Raw genomic sequence first — 20,186 nt, forward strand, 5'->3', positions numbered from 1 at the left:
TATGTCTACATCTTATCATATTGCAGTATTACCGGGTGATGGTATTGGTCCGGAAGTTATGACCCAGGCGCTCAAAGTGCTGGAAGCTATCCGCCAGCGTTTCTCAATTAACATCACCACTGCACAGTACGATGTGGGTGGTATTGCAATTGATAACCACGGTCAGCCATTGCCACCAGAGACCCTGGCGGGATGTGAAAAGGCCGATGCAGTCCTGTTTGGTTCCGTTGGCGGTCCTAAATGGCAGCACCTGCCACCCGATGGTCAGCCTGAACGTGGTGCCCTGCTGCCTCTGCGTAAACACTTTAAATTATTCAGTAACCTTCGTCCGGCCGCTCTTTATCATGGCCTGGAAGCGTTCTGTCCGCTGCGTAGTGATATTGCCGCGAAAGGCTTTGATATCCTGTGCGTTCGCGAATTAACCGGCGGTATCTATTTTGGTCAGCCTAAAGGCCGTGAGGGAAGTGGCGATCAGACGAGGGCATTTGATACAGAAGTCTATTACCGCTATGAAATCGAACGTATCGCCCGTCTGGCCTTTGAGTCAGCAGCGAAACGTCGCGGTAAGGTCACTTCTGTGGATAAATCTAACGTGTTGCAGTCATCCATTTTATGGCGTGAAACTGTGACAGAAATTGCCAAAGAGTACCCGGCAATCGAACTGGAGCACATCTATATTGATAACGCGACTATGCAGTTAATCAAAGATCCTTCTCAGTTTGATGTACTGCTGTGTTCTAACCTGTTCGGCGATATCCTTTCCGATGAATGCGCAATGATCACCGGTTCTATGGGGATGCTGCCTTCTGCCAGCCTGAACGAACAAGGTTTCGGCCTGTATGAACCTGCAGGGGGTTCAGCACCGGATATCGCAGGTAAAAATATTGCTAACCCGATCGCACAGATTTTGTCACTGGCCTTGCTGTTACGCTATAGCCTGAACGCCGGTGATGCCGCAGACAGTATTGAACGCGCAGTGAACCGTGCGTTAGAAGAAGGTCATCGTACCCGTGATTTAGCAGGTCAGGGGCCTTCTGTCAGTACTGATGAAATGGGCGATATCATTGCCCGCTTTATCACCGGAGAAAAATAAAAAATGAGCAAAACTTTATACCAGAAGTTATTTGATGCACATGTCGTCTATGAAGCAGAAAACGAAACCCCGTTACTGTATATCGATCGTCACTTAGTTCATGAAGTGACCTCTCCCCAGGCATTTGATGGCTTACGTGCTCATGGCCGTCGTTTACGGCAGCCCTCCAAAACCTTCGCCACCATGGACCATAACGTGTCTACCCAGACCCGTGATATCAATGCGTCCGGCGAGATGGCCCGTATTCAGATGCAGGAATTGATCAAAAACTGCGAAGAATTCGGCGTACAGCTGTATGACCTGAACCACCCTTATCAGGGCATCGTACATGTTATCGGCCCTGAGCAGGGGATGACTCTGCCAGGTATGACCATTGTCTGCGGAGATTCACATACCGCCACTCATGGGGCCTTTGGCTCTCTGGCATTTGGTATTGGTACTTCAGAAGTTGAACATGTCATGGCAACTCAAACCCTGAAACAGGGTCGGGCGAAAACCATGAAGATTGAAGTCACCGGCGAAGCTGCCGTGGGCATCACCGCAAAAGATATCGTACTGGCCGTGATCGGCAAAACTGGCAGTGCTGGTGGTACCGGCCATGTGGTGGAGTTCTGTGGCCCTGCCATCGAGGCCCTGAGCATGGAAGGCCGTATGACCCTGTGCAATATGGCGATTGAAATGGGTGCTAAAGCCGGACTGGTTGCTCCGGACGAAACGACCTTTAATTATCTGAAAGGCCGTCAGTTTTCCCCAACCGGCGAGCAATGGGACCAGGCAGTAGCCTACTGGAAAACCCTGAAGTCTGACAGTGACGCAGTTTTTGATAGCATTGTGAGCCTGGATGCTGCCGATATTGCACCTCAGGTGACCTGGGGAACCAACCCGGGTCAGGTTATTGCGATCAATCAGGCCATTCCAGCCCCTGAGTCTTTCAGCGATCCGGTTGAACGTGCCTCCGCAGAAAAAGCCCTGGCTTATATGGGCCTGGATGCCGGGGTTAAACTGACCGATGTAGCCATTGATAAAGTGTTTATCGGTTCATGTACCAATTCACGCATTGAAGATTTACGTGCTGCGGCGGCCATTGCCAAGGGTCGTAAAGTTGCCCCGGGTATCGTGGCCATGGTGGTTCCAGGCTCTGGTCCTGTGAAAGCCCAGGCAGAAGAGGAAGGTTTAGACAAAATCTTTACCGATGCCGGTTTCGAATGGCGCCTGCCAGGTTGCTCAATGTGTCTGGCAATGAACAACGATCGGCTGAATGCCGGTGAGCGTTGTGCCTCTACCAGCAACCGTAACTTCGAAGGCCGTCAGGGCCGTGGTGGACGTACTCATCTGGTCAGCCCGGCGATGGCCGCTGCTGCTGCCGTGATGGGCCGTTTTGCCGACATCCGTGAACTGAATTAAGGAGCTTCTGATGGCCACTAAATTTACCCAACATACCGGGATTGTTGCGCCGCTGGATGCAGCCAATGTCGATACTGATGCAATTATTCCAAAACAATTCTTGCAGAAGGTGACCCGTACCGGATTCGGTCAGCATTTATTTAATGACTGGCGGTTCCTGGACGATGCCGGGAAAGTGCCTAATCCTGAGTTTGTCCTGAACAAACCGGTATTCAAAGGCGCCAGTATCCTGCTGGCACGCGAGAACTTCGGCTGTGGTTCTTCACGTGAGCATGCACCGTGGGCACTGACTGATTTTGGATTTCGTACCGTTATCGCCCCAAGTTTCGCTGACATTTTTTATGGAAACAGCTTCAACAACCAGCTGTTGCCGGTAAAACTGAAAGAAGAAGAGGTCGATGAACTGTTCCGTCTGGTTGCAGAACAGCCTGGAATCGAATTCCTGGTCGACCTGGAAAAACTGGAAGTGGTTGCTGGTGGTAAACATTATCCGTTTACTCTGGACAGTTTTCGCCGGCACTGCATGCTTAACGGGCTGGACAGTATTGGCCTGACGTTACAGCACGAAGCGGCGATTTCGGCCTACGAAACCAGCCAGCCGGTGTTTCTGCGTTAAACGCAGGTCAGTCACCATTTTTAGCCGATACCCCCTCCTGTGAGGGGGTTTTCGTTTCCGAGCGGTTACGCCGATTCCTTCACCCGCCAGGTTAACAACAACGATACCAGTATCAGCCCCGAAGCCAGCCAGTAGATGGCCTCATGCCCCCACCAGTCACTGACACTTCCCTGCAATAACCCGGCAAAAATCATCCCGGTCGATACCGAGTTGGTAAACATCGTGGTCGCGACTCCGGCCCGGCCCGGCATCAGATCCTGGAACCATAACATCACCAGCCCGGCGACAATACCAATAAATATGGCATTCAGTAGCTGCAACATCAGCATACTGTGGAATGAATGAAACAACAGCATGCCCGGATAAAACAGCACCCCTGCAAATACCGCTACCAGCACCAGAGGACGCTTACCGATGCGTTTCGCCAATAAACCCGCCAATAGCATCACCGGAATTTCCAGTCCTGCCGCAGTCCCCATAAAGATCCCGGCGACCTTTTCCTGCATGCCCAGTGTATTGCTGATATAGAGCGGCATATCAATGATGTACATAATGTTGCAGGTCCACATCAGCACCGAAGCAATAAATAACCGGCGAACTCCCGGGATTTTCCAGCCTGAAACGGTACTGCGGGCAATATCAGCCTCCGGAAAAATCTTTGGTACCGAAGGCAGGCTAAGCCGGATAAAACATAATGCAATCAGAAACAACGACGCAGCGACCAGATAGAGGGTCATAAACCCCCAGTTCAGCGCCAGCGCAAACGAAAGAGGAGGACCGATAACCCAGGCCAGCGACATCTGAGCCCGCATCAGTGAGCTGAACATCACGACTTCCCGCGAGGTATAGTCGGCGTATTCCCTGGCCAACGCAAAAATCTGAGGCATTACTACGGTCGAAAACGCGGACAGCAATAATCCCAGGCTGATCAGCAGCCAGTAACTGCGGGTAAACGCAAACACTATCGCGTTACCAATGGCCATCAGACAGCAAAGCATCAGTAAATTTCGGCGGTCCCCTTTCTTATCCGAACGTTTAGCCAGCAGGAAACTGACCAGGATTCCGGTAATGGCATTCACGGTAAAGAACAATCCGACCTTAAAAGGTTCTGCATGCAATTCTTTACTGAGGAACAGGCTCAGTGTCGGTGCCTGCAATGCGCCGGCAATACTCACGATAAAGGTGACCAGCATAAAAAACACAAATACGCTGTTGCCTTTTGCTGGCTGAAGCTCAGGGCTTTGCATAAAAATACATCCGCATCCAAGGGTGACGATAGTAAGATCATATAACAAACAGGGAAAAGCCGGCAGAGATTGTCTGCCGGCAGAGCAATTAACACCCGAAATGTCGCAAATTTTTTGAGAAAGATGAACAAAGACGGGGAGCACAGAAACAGCATCGCAGTCTTCCGTTCACCTGAAGTCTGCTCTTAATATAAAGAAATTAATATTGAGCAGTTTAAAAAAGAGTTCCTCTTTTATGACAACTAAGCGACTGAAAGAGCAATTTATCCGATTATGGGAACTGAACCAGGGGCAGGATCAGCAAACCAATCTGGCTCAGTTGGCTGAACAACTACATTGTTCAACCAGGCATATCCGTAACCTGCTAAATCGAATGCAACAGCAGCAGTGGCTGCGCTGGGAGAGTCATTCCGGCAGAGGCAAACGTTCAGCGCTGTACTTTCAGATAACCGCCGCTGAGCTCCGTCAGCAACAGGCTGAGGCATTGCTGGAACAAGAGCAGACGGAGCAGTTATTACAACTGACGGGAGTTAAGTCACGGGTAAAGCAGATAATACTGGCCAGACTGGGCCGCAGCTTCCGTCAGGGACGACATATTCTGCGGGTCCCTTATTACCGGCCACTCCTCAGTTTACTTCCGGGGTCACCATTAAGGCGCAGTGAAACTCACATCGCCCGACAAATATTTAACGGTCTGCTTCGTGTGGATGAGCGTTCCGGCGAAGCTGTCCCCGATATTGCCCATCACTGGCAACAGTTATCACCATTACACTGGCGTTTTTATATCCGCCCGGCGGTTCATTTTCATCACGGCCGGGAACTGCATGTCACCGACATTATTACCAGTCTGCAACGTTTAACCTGTCATCCATTATTTTGCCATCTGAAAAGTATCAACTCACCGGCAGCCTGGATAGTTGATATCCATCTGATTTCTGCCGATGAGCGGCTGCCCTGGCTGCTGGGTAGCGTTGCCGCCCTGATACTCCCCGCTGAATGGCGAACCATGCCTGATTTTTCCTCTAAACCCAGTGGTACGGGTCCCTACTTTGTAGTGGAAAATCAGAGAAGCCAGCTACGAATAGAAGCTTTCGACGATTACTTTGGCTATCGCCCGCTCATCGATAATGTCACTATCTGGGTGTTACCTGAAATCAGTGAAGACCTTGTTTATCGGGGGCTGACATTGCAGGGAAACGGGAATCAGCAGACCGCCGGAGAGAGAAAGCTGGAAGACGGTTGCTATTTTATACTGTTCGATGAACGCTCAGCCGTTGCTCAGCAGTCTGCTGTACGACGCTGGCTGAGTAATCTGTTAAATCCGGAAATTTTATTGCAGCAGGCCCCTTCAGTACACCAACGTTTCTGGTCTCCCGCACGGGGTATGCTACCGGAGTGGCAACATACCCAATATGAATCTCTGACAGAAAAACCAGCAAGTCTTACCCAACTGACGATCTGCTGGTACGGTTCACATATTGAACATCTGGCCATTATGAAAATTGTCAGTCCCCTGCTCGCCCGCCATGGCATCCGGTTAATCTGCAAAGAAGTCACCTATCAACAATGGTTTAGCGGCGATGCCACTGCCGATTTGTGGCTGGGAAGTTGCAACTTTACCGCACCGCTGGATTGGTCGGTATTTGCTCAAATCTGCGAAATACCATTATTCCATCACTGCCTGGGGAATGAACTCACCCTGTCACTGCCACTCTGGCACCAGAAAAAGCTAAATACTGAACAGTGGTACCGGAAACTACATAACCACCATCGTCTGCTGCCCCTGTTCCATCACTGGCTGACATTACAGGGACAGAGAAGCATGCGTGGGATTCGGATGAACTCTCTGGGCTGGTTTGACTTTAAATCAGCCTGGTTTGTTCCTCCGGAACTTTGACGCTTTCACCGCAGGCACTAATTGACTAGAATAAGCTGTTCTCAACGGGGTGCCCACTGGTGCTGAGATATACCCGTAGAACCTGATCCGGTTAACACCGGCGTAGGGATTTGAGACTGACTCACTCAGATCCTTTGCGCAAAAAAATTCCCGCCTCAAGGAGCGCAAAGTGTTAAAAAAAGTTCTGCCAGTATTATTGCTTGTCTCCGCGCCGGTTCTGGCTGCTAAACCGGAATTGACCGTTTACACTTACGACTCTTTTTCGTCTGACTGGGGCCCCGGACCGGCGATTAAAAAAGCCTTCGAAGCGAACTGTGACTGTACCCTGAAGTATGTATCTCTCGGCGATGGTGTCGCTTTGCTAAACCGTCTAAGAATGGAAGGAAAACACAGTAAAGCAGATGTTGTGGTCGGGCTGGACAATAACCTGCTGGACGCCGCACAAAAAACCGGGTTGTTCGCCCCCACACCCGTCGATTACAGTCATATCACCGTCCCCGGTGGCTGGAATAACACGACCTTTGTTCCTTATGACTATGGCTATTTTGCGTTTGTATATAACAAGAAGCTGCTGAAAAACCCGCCCACCAGCCTGAAATCACTGGTCGAAAGCCCTGAGAAATGGCGGGTCATCTATGAAGATCCACGGACCAGCACCCCGGGGTTAGGCTTACTGCTATGGATGCAAAAAGTTTATGGAGATCAGGCTCCGGCTGCCTGGCAGAAGCTGGCATCTAAAACGGTCACGGTGACCCGCGGCTGGAGCGAAGCTTATAACCTGTTCCTGAAAGGAGAAAGCGACCTGGTACTCAGTTATACCACCTCACCGGCCTATCATATTATTGAGGAACATAATTCTGATTATGCTGCCACCAGCTTCCCGGAAGGTAACTATATGCAGGTGGAAGTCGCGGCCCGGCTGGCAAACAGCCCACACCCTGCACTGGCAAAACAGTTTATGCAATTTGTCACCAGCCCGGCGTTCCAGCAAACGTTGCCTACCGGCAACTGGATGTACCCGGTGATTAAAACCACGCTGCCTGCAGGCTATCAGCAACTCACTATCCCCAAAACAGCCCTACAGTTTACCCCTGAAGAAGTCGCGGCACACCGTGATGCATGGATAAGTGCATGGCAGAACGCAGTCAGCCAATAATGCCACGCTGGTTAATCCCGGGGTTACTGGCGGCTCTGGTGACCTGCGGTATTGCATTGCTGGCTTTCGTCAGCCTGCTATGGAATGCTCCGCTAACTCACGGATATCGCTGGCTGAGCGATCATTATCTGTGGCATGTCATCGCCTTTTCCTTTGAGCAGGCAGCATTGTCCACCTTGCTCTCCGTGTTTCCTGCGATCTTCGTCGCCCGGGCACTGTACCGACGCCGCTTTTCAGGTCGTAACCTGTTACTCCGCTTGTGCGCGATGACACTGGTGTTGCCGGTGCTGGTGGCGGTGTTTGGTCTGCTGAGTATCTATGGCAGAGATGGCTGGCTGGCCAGCCTGTCCGCTCTTGTCGGGATTCACTACCGCTTTTCGGTCTACGGTCTGCCGGGGATTTTGCTGGCACATGTCTTTTTTAACCTGCCGCTGGCAGCCCGCTTGTTACTACAGTCTTTAGAGCAAATTCCTGCCGAACAACGGCAATTGGCGGCACAACTCAATATGCAGGGATTTTATCTGTTCCGTTGGCTGGAGTGGCCGTGGCTGAAACGTCAGTTGCTGCCGGTAGCGGCTCTGATTTTTATGCTCTGCTTCGCCAGTTTTGCCGTCGTATTAGCCCTGGGGGGCGGACCACGGGCCACGACTCTGGAACTCGCTATCTTTCAGGCGCTCAGTTACGATTTTGACCCGGCAAAAGCCGCTGTACTGGCCCTGGTTCAGCTGGTTTTTTGTCTGTTACTGGTCTTGCTCAGCCTTCGGCTGAATACCACACTGACCGGTAACAGCCCACTGGTAAGCCACTGGCGCTCCCCTGATTATCGCTGGCGCCCCAGAATTATCGATAGTCTGGTAATCCTTCTGACCCTGCTATTACTTATCCCCCCCGTACTGGCGGTGATCATTAACGGCCTGAATTCTGATCTGTTCACCACATTGCGTCAGCCTGAACTCTGGTCAGCGACCTGGAACTCGGTCAGTATTGCGTTACGCGCCGGAATCCTGTCGGTGATTCTGACCATGATGTTACTGTGGAGCAGCCGTGAGTTTCGGCTGCGCGGAACGCTGCTGCCAGCCCAATTGCTGAATACCAGCGGTATGCTGATCCTGGCAATGCCCGGGATTGTACTGGCCAGCGGAATTTTCATGTTTTACAACAACACCAGCGGTGTCCCAGATTCGCCGGAAAATATTATAGTACTGGTCAATGCACTGATCGCCATGCCCTATGCCCTCAAAGTTCTGGATACACCAATGCGTGACATTGCCGGGCACTACAACCGGCTTTGTCTTTCACTGGGAATTCATGGCTGGCAAAGATTGCGGCTGGTTGAAGAACGGGCGCTGAAACGACCTCTGGCCCAGGCATTGGCCTTTGCCTGTGTCTTATCGGTGGGTGATTTTGGGGTAATCTCTTTGTTTGGGAGTGATGATTTTCGGACACTCCCGTTTTACCTGTACCAACAGATGGGTGCCTATCGTGGGCAACAGGCGGCAGTCAGTGCCCTGCTGCTGCTGGTGGTGTGTTTTATACTGTTCACTCTGATTGAAAAAGTTGCAGGAAATCATGCTGACACTGAATGATCTGACCTACCACTATCAGTCACAGACAATGTGCTTCTCATTGCAAGTCGCGCGGGGGCAACGGGTCGCAATTCTTGGCCCCAGCGGGGCAGGTAAAAGTACCCTGCTCAGTATGATAGCCGGATTCCTGCCTCTGAGTGGCGGTGAGTTGTGGATCGATGGAAAAAACTGCACCCGGTTGCCACCGTCCGGACGACCGGTCTCCATGCTGTTTCAGGAAAATAACCTGTTTGCTCATCTGACCGCCAGGCAGAACCTCGGGCTTGGTTTGCATCCGGGACTCAGACTCAATGGACAGCAGCAGCAACAGGTAACAGATATTGCTGCCAGTGTGGGATTGCAGGGACTACTCGACAGGTTGCCCGGACAATTATCAGGAGGTCAGCGTCAAAGAGTCGCGCTGGCTCGCTGCCTGTTACGCCAGCAACCGGTGTTATTGCTGGATGAGCCCTTTTCGGCACTGGATCCGGTACTGCGCCAGGAAATGCTGATACTGACTGATCAACTCTGTACCGCGCACAACATTACCTTGTTGATGGTGACACATAATCTGGAAGACGTCCGGCAAATTGCCGGACAAACACTGCTGGTTAACGACGGTCACATTGTCTGGCAGGGAGAGAGCCAGACACTACTCAACGGAGATGTAGCGGATGCAGAGCTGCCTGGCATCTCATCCGTAGTCGTCAGGCGATAAATACCCGCCATAACAGTTGACGAAAGTGCGGCATCATCGGATCAAACTGTAAACCCACCAGCCCGGCAATGGCCAGAATAATCAGTAACGGCGCGAGCCAACGCAGACGGGCAGCCGGCAACAGCTTGCTGGCCCAGTCCTGCTTTTTGGTGCCGCGTAACCAACGCCATCCGGTCCAGACAGCCAGCCACAGAGCGACTGCCTCTGCCAGTAACAGCCACTTGAATAAGCTGGATTGCGCGTTATGTGGCGCGTCAATCACTACCCCTGCCAGAATACCGGGTAACAGGTAGACGGGTGGCCACAAAATACAGCCAATAATGTTCGGCGGCAGAAATTTCTTCACCGGTAATTCCAGCATCCCCGCCAACAGAGGAATCAATGGGCGGGTCGGTCCTACAAAGCGGCCAATCAGAATCGTTGCCACACTGTGTTCATTCAGCGCATGTTCAGTTTTGTCCAGTAAACTGCGATGTTTTTGCAAATATTTCCAACGGTGTAAAGGCCCCTGGAAACGCCAGCCGATATAAAATGAAAGCCAGTCACCCAGCAAACACCCAGCCAGCCCTGCCCCCCATGCCGGATATAAACCAATTTTTCCACTGCCAATCAGTGCGCCCAGACTCGCCATCAGCACCGTCCCCGGGAGGATCAACCCCACCAGCGCCAGCGACTCAAAAAAAGTCACCACGGCGACCGCAAACAAAGCCCAATCCAGTGACTGAGTCAGAAGGTGTTGGATCCAGACTTCCATAAGCATTCCTCACGTAAACTGAGCCTGGATTGTCCAGAGCAAGTGCACAGACGTCAAGCAATGTGTGAGGTTTAATACAAACTAATACCAAACCAGATACCCGACGGTGGCCGGCAGGGAATACCGGTGCCCTTCGACAGGTATGTTATACTCCAATGACTGAAACTCCGGAGATCCCGTGAATAATCCCCAACCAGGCTTCCTGCTCACCCGTCACTGGCGGGATACCCCTCGCGGCATCGAACTCACGTTCTGGCTGGCAACCGATCAGGGGCCGGTGCAGGTCCGTGTGCCCCCGCAGGAAGCGGTAGCTTTCATCCCGCAATCTGCGGCAAATCAGGCGGCAAAGCTGTTAGCCGGTGAACGAAATATTCGTTTGCTGCCATTGCAGTTGCGGGATTTTCATCAGCAGCCTCAGTCCGGTCTTTACTGTCGTCAGTACCGACAACTGCAACGGCTGGAAAAAGTGCTCCGTGAACAAGGAATTCCGGTGTATGAAGCCGATATCCGCCCGGCAGAACGTTTTTTGATGGAACGGTTTATCACTGCGCCGGTATGGTTCAGTGGTCAACAGGAAGGCATACTCATCGATAATGCCCGACTGAAGCCACATCCCGATTACCGGCCAACACTGAAGTGGATGTCGCTCGATATCGAAACCAGCGAATACGGGGAACTGTACTGTATCGGTATTGAAGGCTGCGGTCAGCGGCAGGTGATGATGTTGGGAGAGCCGACAGAGGAAAATCAGCAGGTCGACTTTCAACTCGATTACGCGAGCACCCCTCAGCAGTTACTGGAGATGCTTAATCAGTGGTTTATTGACCACGACCCGGATGTCATCATGGGCTGGAACCTGATCCAGTTTGATTTACGGGTTCTGCAAAAACATGCCGATCGTTATCACATTCCTCTGCGCGCCGGTCGTGGAGGCAGTCCTCTGGAATGGCGTGAACACGGATTCAAACCCGGCGTTTTTATGGCACAGGCCGCTGGCCGGTTGATTATCGATGGTATTGAAGCACTTAAATCGTCATTCCGGGAATTTAGCTCATTCAGCCTGGAAAATGTATCACGTGAGTTGCTCGGGGAAGGCAAACTTACCGAAGATCCGGACCAGCGAATGGGTGAAATTAACCGTAACTTTGCCACTAATAAGAGTGCACTGGCCCGTTACAATCTGCGCGACTGTGAACTGGTGACCCGAATATTTCATAAAACCAGTCTGATGCCCTTCCTGCTGGAAAGAAGCAGTGTCAACGGACTTCAGGCCGATCGGCATGGCGGTTCGGTGGCCTCTTTTGGTCATTTGTATATCCCGCGAATGCATCGTTCCGGCTTTGTCGCTCCCAATTTGGGCGAAGTTGCCCCTGCCGCCAGCCCGGGGGGATATGTCATGGACTCACGGCCCGGATTATATGATTCGGTGCTGGTACTCGATTTTAAAAGCCTTTATCCCTCGATCATCCGCACCTTTATGATAGATCCTGTAGGACTGGCGGAAGGTATGGGTAACCCTGCCGATCCTGACCCGGTACCCGGTTTTCTCGGAGCCCGTTTTTCCCGCAATGTGCATTGCCTGCCCGGAATCATCAGCCAGATCTGGCAAAACCGCGAACTGGCCAAAAAACAGAAAAATCAGCCCCTGTCCCAGGCGTTAAAAATCATTATGAACTCCTTTTACGGCGTACTGGGGACCCCGGCTTGCCGTTTCTTTGATCCGCGGCTGGCTTCATCAATTACTCTGCGTGGACATGAAATCATGCAGAAAACCCGTGATTTTATCGAACAGCAGGGTTACGAGGTTATCTATGGTGATACTGACTCAACGTTTGTCTGGCTGAAGACTGCTCACAGCGAACAACAGGCCGCAGAGATTGGCAGGAGGTTGGCAGACGATGTGAACGCCTGGTGGCAACAGCAACTGGCTCAGCAGTTCAACCTGGTCAGTGCCCTGGAGCTGGAATATGAGAATCACTACAGCCGTTTCCTGATGCCGACGATTCGTGGCGCAGAACAAGGCAGCAAAAAACGCTATGCCGGACTGGTCTGCCAGCAGGGCAAATCGCAGATCATTTTCAAAGGGCTGGAAACGGTACGGACCGACTGGACCCCGCTGGCCCGGCAGTTTCAGCAGACACTGTACGATTTAATCTTTCGCCGCCAGCCCTGGCAACAATATGTGCGGGATACTGTCGCGCAGTTGATGGCGGGAGAACTGGATGATCAGCTGATTTACAGCAAACGTCTGCGCAGGCCGCTGGGCGACTATCAGCGTAATATCCCGCCACATGCCCGTGCGGCCCTTTTGGCAGATGAGCAGCACCGTAAGGACGGCCAGCCATTGCGTTACCAGAAAGGCGGGACGATTCATTATGTCATCACCACCCGCGGCCCTGAACCCCTGAACGCCCGGACTGCACCGCTGGATTATGACCACTACCTCAGCCGGCAGCTGGAACCTATTGCCGATGGCATTCTTGGATTTGTCGACGGAAATTTTGCCACACTGATAACCGGGCAACTGGGGCTGTTTTGATAGGTGACGAATGGCTCGCCTTCCAGTAACATAGCGCCCTCCCTGAATTTCATTGCTCTGCATTTATTTACCAGACCTCTTGTCTGGTCAACATGCTATTGTCTGCGGAGCATGAATATCTTTTTACATGTTAAGAGAATCGAGCTCATTATTTATGCCTTTTACACTTGGTCAGCGCTGGATTAGTGATACAGAAAGTGAACTTGGACTGGGGACGGTCGTCGCTATCGATGCACGTATGGTCACTTTACTTTTTCCGGCAACTGGCGAAAACAGACTTTATGCCCGCAATGATTCTCCGATTACCCGTGTCATTTTTAACCCGGGCGATACTATTACCAGCCACGAAGGCTGGCAGCTTACCGTAGAAAACGTCACGGATAATGACGGAGTAATGACTTACACCGGAGTGCGGACTGATACGCAGGAAACCGGTGTCAGCCTGCGGGAAGTCATGCTCGATAGTAAACTGGTATTCAGTAAACCTCAGGATAGATTGTTTGCCGGTCAGCTCGACCGTATGGACCGTTTTGCTCTGCGTTTTCGTGCCCGTAAATATCAGAGCGCTCAGTATCGCCTGCCCGTGAGCGGCTTGCGTGGTATGCGTACTAATCTGATCCCACATCAGTTGCATATCGCCCATGATGTCGGTCGCCGACACGCTCCCCGGGTACTACTGGCGGATGAAGTTGGACTGGGAAAAACCATTGAAGCCGGGATGATAATCCAGCAACAATTGCTGGCCGGCCGTGCTGAACGTGTCCTGATTATTGTTCCGGAAACACTGCAACATCAGTGGCTGGTCGAGATGTTACGCCGCTTTAATCTGCGTTTTGCGCTGTTTGATGATGAACGCTATACCGAAGCCCAGTTTGACACCAGCAATCCGTTTTACACCGAACAACTGGTCATTTGCTCGCTCGATTTCGCCTGTAAAAATAAACAGCGCCTGGAAGCAATGGCTGAAGCAGAATGGGATTTGTTGGTGGTGGATGAAGCCCATCACCTGTCCTGGAACGAAGGCAAGGCGGGTCGTGAATATCTGGTGGTTGAAAAACTGGCTGAAAACATCCCGGGGGTTCTGCTGCTGACAGCAACCCCTGAGCAGTTAGGTATGGAAAGCCACTTTGCCCGCCTGCGGTTGCTCGATCCCAACCGTTTTCATGATTACCAGCAATTTGTTGCAGAACAGCAGCAATATCAACCGGTCGCTGATGCCGTCACCTCTTTGCTCGCCGATCATCCGGTTTCTGCCGACGAAGTCGCGATGATTAATAATTTGATCAGCGATCAGGACATCGGTCCGCTGATTGAGAAAGCTAACAGCCGCGATGAGAACCGGCTCGAAGCTCGCAGGAAACTGGTATCACTGCTGATGGACCGCCACGGCACCAGCCGCGTTCTGTTCCGTAATACTCGTCAGGGAGTCAAAGGCTTTCCGGAACGACAGTTACAGCAATTCCGCCTGCCATTACCCTCACAATACCAGACGGCTATTAAGGTATCCGGCATTATGGGTAGCCGTAAGAGTGCCGAAGAACGCGCGCGGGATATGCTCTATCCGGAGCAAATTTATCAGGAATTTGAAGGTGACAGCGGGACCTGGTGGGCATTTGATCCGCGAGTTGAGTGGCTGAGCAATTACTTACTGGAAAACCGTAAAGAGAAAGTGCTGGTTATCTGTGCGAAAGCCGCAACGGCACTCCAACTGGAACAATATTTGCGTGAACGTGAAGGTATCCGCGCAGCGGTGTTCCATGAAGGTTTATCGATAATAGAACGGGATAAAGCCTCGGCGTTTTTTGCCTCGCGCGAAGAGGGTGCGCAGGTCCTGCTGTGTTCGGAGATTGGCTCTGAAGGTCGTAACTTCCAGTTTGCCAGCCGGCTGGTCATGTTTGACCTGCCGTTCAACCCGGACCTTCTGGAACAACGAATTGGTCGTCTGGATCGTATCGGTCAGCAAAATGATATTCAGATTCTGGTCCCCTGGCTGGAAAATACTGCTCAGGCCGTATTGCTACGTTGGTTCCATGAAGGTCTGGATGCCTTTGAGCATACCTGCCCTACCGGTCGAACGGTCTATGACGCAGTACACCCACAGTTACTGAAATATCTTGCCTCGCCGGAAGATACCACGGGGCTGGATGATTTTATCGCCGATAGCCGGCAGCAGCACGACACGTTGAAATCGCAACTGGAACAAGGTCGTGACCGCTTGCTGGAGCTGAACTCTAACGGTGGTGAACAGGCAGTACAGTTGGCAGATGAGATAGCCGCCCAGGATAATGATACTGAACTGGTCAACTTCGCACTGAATCTGTTTGATATTGTTGGTATCAATCAGGATGACCGCAGTGACAACCTGATTGTTCTTACGCCCTCAGACCATATGCTGGTACCTGACTTCCCGGGATTACCGGAAGATGGCTGCACCATCACTTTTAACCGTGAGCAGGCATTATCCCGTGAGGATACCCAGTTTATTACCTGGGAACACCCGTTAATCCGTAACGGACTGGATCTCATACTTTCAGGTGACACCGGTAGCAGCGCTATTTCGTTACTGAAAAATAAAGCCTTACCGGTAGGTACTCTGTTGGTGGAACTGATGTATGTTGTTGAAGCACAGGCGCCGAAACATCTGCAACTCACCCGCTTTCTGCCACCGACACCATTACGGCTGTTGCTGGATAAAGCAGGCAACAATCTGGCAGCCAAAGTGGAATTCGAAAGCTTTAACCGCCAGTTGACCGCAGTAAATCGTCATACCGGCAGTAAACTGGTCAATGCGGTCCAACAGGATGTTTACCAGATTCTGACTCGTGGTGAAGAACTGGTGGTCAGTGAGGCACAGGCCGTGATTGAACAGGCCCGACGCCAGGCGGATGAAACGCTGAGCGCTGAACTGGACCGCCTGCGGGCGTTACAGGCAGTTAACCCGAATATCCGTGATGATGAAGTTGAAGCACTGGAAACTAATCGCAGTGAAGTCACCGAAAGCCTTGCGCAGGCTAACTGGCGACTGGATGCTTTACGGCTGATTGTTGTCACACATCAGTAACCGCAAACGGGGGGGATACCCCCCGATGGATATACAATGGAAGCTTATAATCCCCCTACCGAACCCTGGCTGCATATCCTGTATCAGGACAGCCATATCATGGTGGTTAATAAACCCAGCGGACTGTTATCCGTGCCAGGTCGCCTGCCTGAACATCAGGATAGTGTGATGCTGCGGATTCTGCGAGATTATCCCGGCGCACAGTCAGTGCATCGACTGGATATGGCAACCAGCGGTATTATTGTGGTGGCATTAACCAAAGCTGCTGAACGCGAACTGAAACGACAGTTTCGGGAACGTGAACCGAAGAAGACCTATATCGCAAGGATCTGGGGGCACCCGGAAAAAGACGAAGGTCTGGTCGACCTGCCGTTAATTTGCGACTGGCCGAACCGGCCTAAGCAAAAGGTATGCTTTGAAACCGGTAAAGCAGCTCAGACCGAATGGCGGGTACTCGAATATTGCGATGACTTAAGTTGCAGAGTTGAGTTAAAGCCGGTAACTGGCCGTTCTCACCAGTTGCGGGTACATATGCTGGCACTAGGCCATCCGATTCTCGGGGATGGTTTCTACGCGCATCCGGAAGCTAAAGCACTGGCAGATCGTTTGTTATTACATGCAGAATCACTGACCATTACCCACCCGCACTACGGCACACCCATGACATTTCGCCAGCCGGCAGATTTCTGAAAATCCCCCTCAAACCGGCGGACATTACCTGTCGTGGTAATGTCCGGGTGCCGGATTATTTAAACCCTTTTTCCTTACGAATCAGATCGTAAGCAGACTGTATTTTTTGGGTTTTCTGTTTCGCCATTTCCATCATCTCCGGAGGCAGGCCTTTCGCCACCAGTTTGTCTGGATGATGCTCCGACATCAGTTTCCGGTAAGCTCGTTTAATGGTGGTGCTGTCATCCCCGGGATTGACCCCCAGCACACTGCAGGCATCCTCCAGGGTCGGGCCGCGCTGTGGTTGCTGATAGTTGCCCTGATACTGTCCACCAGCCCCCGAAAATTGCTCTCCCCCGGCCATCATCCGCAGAAACTGATCGAATTGTATCCTGGAGATCCCAAGCTCTTCTGCAATCACATACAGAACCTGGCGCTCATTCGGGTGCAGCACGCCATCGGCAAACGCGGCCTGTACCTGAATTTCCAGAAACATCCGGATAAGGTCAAAGCGTCCAAAGCAGGCACTACGAAATTCCCGCAGTTTTTCACGCAACGGATAATGGCTATCTTTACCTTCGCGGAAGGACTGCTGGGCTGAACGGCGCGACTCTCCATGCAGTTGCATCCGTTCCATAAATGCTGACGCAATCTGAATATCTGCCTCGGTCACCCGCCCTTTAGACTTGGTCAGATGCCCCATGACCTGAAAAGTGGTACGGAAGAACAGATTCTGCCGTGACTGGTTATCAGAAAAATATCCTTGTCCACTTCCGATACGAATTTTGTCGATAGCGTGGCCTATCATTAGTCCCAGAACAATGCCCCAGAAGCCTGCTCCGGAGAAAATACCCACTGCTAATCCAATTACTTTACCCCAATAGCGCATAAACTCCTCAATTCGCCATGCTTACGGCCGAAATTTGCATTATCATACCTGTCATTTGGTTAACCGCCTATCCGCAAACCGAAGAGATCAGGATTAACACCAGCGCCATTATGCGGTAAGTTAGTCTCCGTCTGATTGTCGGCATGATGCCAGTTTTTACGGAATCCCTAATACTACGTATGAATAAAAGATTACCAACCTTGCTGGCCACGATGATTGGTGCAGCGCTCTACAGCCAGCACAGCCTTGCCGATGATCTGATGTCGCAATGTATGCTGGGCGTACCCTCTTATAACCGTCCTTTAACCAGCGGTACGCCGAATGAGCAACCGGTCACTATTCATTCTGATTCCGCTAAAGGGACTTATCCTGACGATTCGGTATTTACCGGCAAAGTCAGTGTAAACCAGGGTAATGGCCAGCTCCAGGCCGATGAAATCCAGCTTCATCAGCGCCAGCAATCCGGGCAGAGTACACCGACACGTACCGTCGATGCATTGGGAAACGTGCATTATGATGATAATCAGGTAATTCTTAAGGGGCCGAAAGCATGGTCCAATCTGAATACCAAGGATACGAATGTCTGGAATGGCGATTATCAGATGGTTGGCCGCCAGGGTCGAGGCTCTGCTGACCAGATGAAGCTACGGGGTAATAACCGTTATACCATCCTGGAAAACGGTAGCTTTACTTCCTGTTTACCCGGAGACAACAGCTGGAGTGTCGCCGGTTCTGAGATTATTGAAGACCGCCAGGAGCAGGTCGCCGAAATCTGGAATGCCCGTTTTAAAGTAGGTTCGGTGCCGATTTTCTACAGCCCATACCTGCAGCTTCCGATCGGTGATCGTCGTCGTTCCGGTTTCCTGATCCCCAATGCAAAATACGGTAATGATAATGGCTTCGAATTCATGTTGCCTTATTACTGGAATATTGCGCCGCAGATGGATGCGACCATTACTCCGCACTACATGAGTAAACGCGGCCTGCAACTGCAAAACGAATTTCGTTATCTGTCTGAGTTTGGTAGTGGTTTGATGGAACTGGATTATCTTCCTTCTGACAGCCAGTACAATAAAGACAAAGCTGCCCGCGACATCGCTGCAGATGACAGTTCAGACCGTTGGCTGTTCTACTGGCGCCATAGCGGGGTCTATGACCAACACTGGCGCTTCAACGCAGACTACAGCAAAGTCAGTGACAGTTACTATTTCAACGATCTGGCCTCAAGATACTACAGTTCGACCGACGGTTATGCGAACCAGAAATTCAGTATCGGTTATGCCGATACTAACTGGGATGCAACACTGTCGAGTAAAGACTTCCAGACATTCTCACATACCACTACCAGTATTTATCGAGTGCTGCCTCAGCTGGATGTGAATGTTTACCAGAATGATATCGGCCCTTTTGATGCGCATGTTTATGGACAGTTTGCCCGGTTTACCAACACTAACCCGAATTATCCGCGGGCAGACCGGTTACATATTGAACCCACCCTGGATTTGCCGCTGTCAAATGGCTGGGCCAGCCTGGATACTGAAGCAAAATTACTGGCGACACATTATCAGCAGGATAACATTGACAACTATAACAATGGGTCCATTGACAGCTCTGCAGACCGGTATCAGCTGAAACACTCGGTTAACCGCACCATGCCACAGTTTAAAGTGGATGGAAAAATGGTGTTTGATCGCGATATGGACTGGTCGCCTGGCTATACCCAGACGCTGGAACCCCGCGTTCAGTACCTTTATGTACCATACCGTAACCAGAGTAATATCTATCCTTACGATTCAACATTGCTACAGACCGACTATACCGGGCTGTTCCGTGATCGTACTTACAGCGGCCTGGATCGTATATCTTCCGCAAACCAGGTCGCCTCCGGGGTGACAACCCGAATTTATGATAACAATCTGGTTGAACGTTTTAATGTTTCTGTAGGTCAAATCTATTCGTTTACACCTGCCCGCACCGGGAGTGATGAACTTGACGATAGTAACGACCGTGGAAGCCTGACCTGGGCCGGTGATACTTACTGGAAAATCAGTGATTACTGGGGTGTCCGTGGCGGCCTGCAATATGATACAAAACTGGATAACATTGCCCAGGGCAATGCGATTCTGGAATATCGTCGTGATGCCGATCGTATGGTACAGCTGAGCTATCGTTACAGCAGCCCGCAATATGTGGCGCAGGCGCTGAATGATGCATCACTGCTGGAAAACCCGATTTATAAAAACGGGATTTCACAGGTCGGGGCAACGGCAAGCTGGCCGATTGCGGATGCATGGTCCATCGTGGGTGCTTACTATTATGATACCCGTAATAGTAAGCCGGCAGACCAAATGTTAGGCGTTCAGTACAGCTCTTGTTGTTACGCTATTCGTTTCGGATATGAGCGTAAAATCAACGGCTGGGAAAATGATACAAGTAAATATGACAACTCAATTTCATTCAACATAGAGTTCCGGGGCCTGAGTTCAAACTACACTCTGGGAACAGCTCAAATGCTGAATCAGGGAATTATCCCTTATCAGCCTGCTTTTTGATGTTGTAATGTATAAATGTTTAGCCG

At 51.3% G+C, this 20,186-nt stretch carries 14 protein-coding genes and 1 riboswitch; of the genes, 11 read left to right on the forward strand and 3 right to left on the reverse strand.

Going from position 1 to position 20,186, the window contains the following annotated elements:
• The first annotated feature begins 1 nt into the window (after position 1).
• From leuB to leuD, 3 genes are read left to right on the forward strand one after another with little or no spacing between them, the layout of a single operon-like run.
• The gene (leuB, locus tag HA49_RS10485) at positions 2–1,093 is read left to right on the forward strand and encodes a 3-isopropylmalate dehydrogenase (RefSeq protein WP_038023095.1); all 1,092 of its coding nucleotides are present in this window, start codon (positions 2–4) and stop codon (positions 1,091–1,093) included.
• Between the two features lie 3 nt (positions 1,094–1,096).
• Positions 1,097–2,497, forward strand: coding sequence for a 3-isopropylmalate dehydratase large subunit (gene leuC / locus HA49_RS10490; RefSeq protein ID WP_038023098.1), 1,401 nt, complete (start codon positions 1,097–1,099; stop codon positions 2,495–2,497).
• Between the two features lie 10 nt (positions 2,498–2,507).
• Positions 2,508–3,113, forward strand: coding sequence for a 3-isopropylmalate dehydratase small subunit (leuD, locus tag HA49_RS10495; protein WP_038023101.1), 606 nt, complete (start codon positions 2,508–2,510; stop codon positions 3,111–3,113).
• 65 nt (positions 3,114–3,178) lie between these two features.
• Here the strand turns inward: leuD and HA49_RS10500 are convergent, their stop codons facing one another.
• Positions 3,179–4,360 carry an MFS transporter gene (locus tag HA49_RS10500; protein ID WP_038023104.1) on the reverse strand — a complete coding sequence of 394 codons (1,182 nt, stop codon included), beginning with the start codon at positions 4,358–4,360 and terminating at the stop codon, positions 3,179–3,181.
• A 235-nt stretch (positions 4,361–4,595) separates the two neighbouring features.
• Here HA49_RS10500 and sgrR point away from each other — a divergent pair, with 235 nt between their 5' ends.
• The 4 genes from sgrR to thiQ all read left to right on the forward strand — a co-directional run bounded on the left by sgrR (position 4,596) and on the right by thiQ (position 9,696).
• The gene (sgrR, locus tag HA49_RS10505; protein ID WP_038023105.1) at positions 4,596–6,257 is read left to right on the forward strand and encodes an HTH-type transcriptional regulator SgrR; all 1,662 of its coding nucleotides are present in this window, start codon (positions 4,596–4,598) and stop codon (positions 6,255–6,257) included.
• Positions 6,258–6,292: 35 nt separating this feature from the next.
• A riboswitch (TPP riboswitch) is annotated at positions 6,293–6,384 on the forward strand.
• A 42-nt stretch (positions 6,385–6,426) separates the two neighbouring features.
• A complete protein-coding gene (thiB, locus tag HA49_RS10510; protein WP_038023108.1) occupies positions 6,427–7,413 on the forward strand; it encodes a thiamine ABC transporter substrate binding subunit in 987 nt (328 codons plus the stop codon).
• Positions 7,389–8,999: a thiamine/thiamine pyrophosphate ABC transporter permease ThiP gene (gene thiP, locus HA49_RS10515; protein ID WP_038023111.1), complete on the forward strand. Its 1,611-nt coding sequence runs from the start codon at positions 7,389–7,391 to the stop codon at positions 8,997–8,999. The genes thiB and thiP overlap by 25 nt, the downstream gene beginning before the upstream one ends.
• Complete coding sequence (gene thiQ, locus HA49_RS10520; protein WP_038023114.1) at positions 8,983–9,696, forward strand: thiamine ABC transporter ATP-binding protein ThiQ; 714 nt, start codon at positions 8,983–8,985, stop codon at positions 9,694–9,696. Before thiP ends, thiQ begins: the two co-directional genes overlap by 17 nt.
• On the opposite strand, the gene HA49_RS10525 is transcribed toward thiQ, so the two are convergent.
• Entirely contained in the window at positions 9,686–10,450 is a 765-nt protein-coding gene (locus HA49_RS10525) for a DedA family protein (RefSeq protein WP_038023115.1), read from the reverse strand. The genes thiQ and HA49_RS10525 overlap by 11 nt on opposite strands.
• Positions 10,451–10,628: 178 nt before the next feature.
• Between HA49_RS10525 and HA49_RS10530 the strand changes: the two genes are divergently transcribed.
• The 3 genes from HA49_RS10530 to rluA all read left to right on the forward strand — a co-directional run bounded on the left by HA49_RS10530 (position 10,629) and on the right by rluA (position 16,740).
• A complete protein-coding gene (locus HA49_RS10530) occupies positions 10,629–12,989 on the forward strand; it encodes a DNA polymerase II (RefSeq protein WP_038023118.1) in 2,361 nt (786 codons plus the stop codon).
• A 154-nt stretch (positions 12,990–13,143) separates the two neighbouring features.
• Positions 13,144–16,050: an RNA polymerase-associated protein RapA gene (gene rapA / locus HA49_RS10535; RefSeq protein ID WP_038023444.1), complete on the forward strand. Its 2,907-nt coding sequence runs from the start codon at positions 13,144–13,146 to the stop codon at positions 16,048–16,050.
• A gap of 36 nt (positions 16,051–16,086) precedes the next feature.
• The gene (gene rluA / locus HA49_RS10540; protein WP_038023120.1) at positions 16,087–16,740 is read left to right on the forward strand and encodes a bifunctional tRNA pseudouridine(32) synthase/23S rRNA pseudouridine(746) synthase RluA; all 654 of its coding nucleotides are present in this window, start codon (positions 16,087–16,089) and stop codon (positions 16,738–16,740) included.
• A gap of 55 nt (positions 16,741–16,795) precedes the next feature.
• On the opposite strand, the gene djlA is transcribed toward rluA, so the two are convergent.
• Positions 16,796–17,608, reverse strand: coding sequence for a co-chaperone DjlA (gene djlA / locus HA49_RS10545; protein WP_038023123.1), 813 nt, complete (start codon positions 17,606–17,608; stop codon positions 16,796–16,798).
• A gap of 179 nt (positions 17,609–17,787) precedes the next feature.
• Between djlA and lptD the strand changes: the two genes are divergently transcribed.
• On the forward strand, positions 17,788–20,160 hold the full coding sequence (lptD, locus tag HA49_RS10550; protein WP_038023126.1) for an LPS assembly protein LptD: 2,373 nt from the start codon (positions 17,788–17,790) through the stop codon (positions 20,158–20,160).
• Positions 20,161–20,186 lie beyond the last annotated feature (26 nt).

Source organism: Tatumella morbirosei (genome assembly GCF_000757425.2).
Lineage (GTDB): Bacteria > Pseudomonadota > Gammaproteobacteria > Enterobacterales > Enterobacteriaceae > Tatumella > Tatumella morbirosei.

What these genes read in the sequence shown, in the direction of transcription:
- leuB (WP_038023095.1), top strand. Translation starts at nt 2, where the DNA reads ATGTCTACATCTTATCATATTGCAGTATTACCGGGTGATGGTATTGGT.
- leuC (WP_038023098.1), top strand. Translation starts at nt 1,097, where the DNA reads ATGAGCAAAACTTTATACCAGAAGTTATTTGATGCACATGTCGTCTAT.
- leuD (WP_038023101.1), top strand. Translation starts at nt 2,508, where the DNA reads ATGGCCACTAAATTTACCCAACATACCGGGATTGTTGCGCCGCTGGAT.
- HA49_RS10500 (WP_038023104.1), bottom strand. Translation starts at nt 4,360, where the DNA reads ATGCAAAGCCCTGAGCTTCAGCCAGCAAAAGGCAACAGCGTATTTGTG.
- sgrR (WP_038023105.1), top strand. Translation starts at nt 4,596, where the DNA reads ATGACAACTAAGCGACTGAAAGAGCAATTTATCCGATTATGGGAACTG.
- thiP (WP_038023111.1), top strand. Translation starts at nt 7,389, where the DNA reads ATGGCAGAACGCAGTCAGCCAATAATGCCACGCTGGTTAATCCCGGGG.
- thiQ (WP_038023114.1), top strand. Translation starts at nt 8,983, where the DNA reads ATGCTGACACTGAATGATCTGACCTACCACTATCAGTCACAGACAATG.
- HA49_RS10525 (WP_038023115.1), bottom strand. Translation starts at nt 10,450, where the DNA reads ATGGAAGTCTGGATCCAACACCTTCTGACTCAGTCACTGGATTGGGCT.
- rapA (WP_038023444.1), top strand. Translation starts at nt 13,144, where the DNA reads ATGCCTTTTACACTTGGTCAGCGCTGGATTAGTGATACAGAAAGTGAA.
- rluA (WP_038023120.1), top strand. Translation starts at nt 16,087, where the DNA reads ATGGAAGCTTATAATCCCCCTACCGAACCCTGGCTGCATATCCTGTAT.
- djlA (WP_038023123.1), bottom strand. Translation starts at nt 17,608, where the DNA reads ATGCGCTATTGGGGTAAAGTAATTGGATTAGCAGTGGGTATTTTCTCC.
- lptD (WP_038023126.1), top strand. Translation starts at nt 17,788, where the DNA reads ATGAATAAAAGATTACCAACCTTGCTGGCCACGATGATTGGTGCAGCG.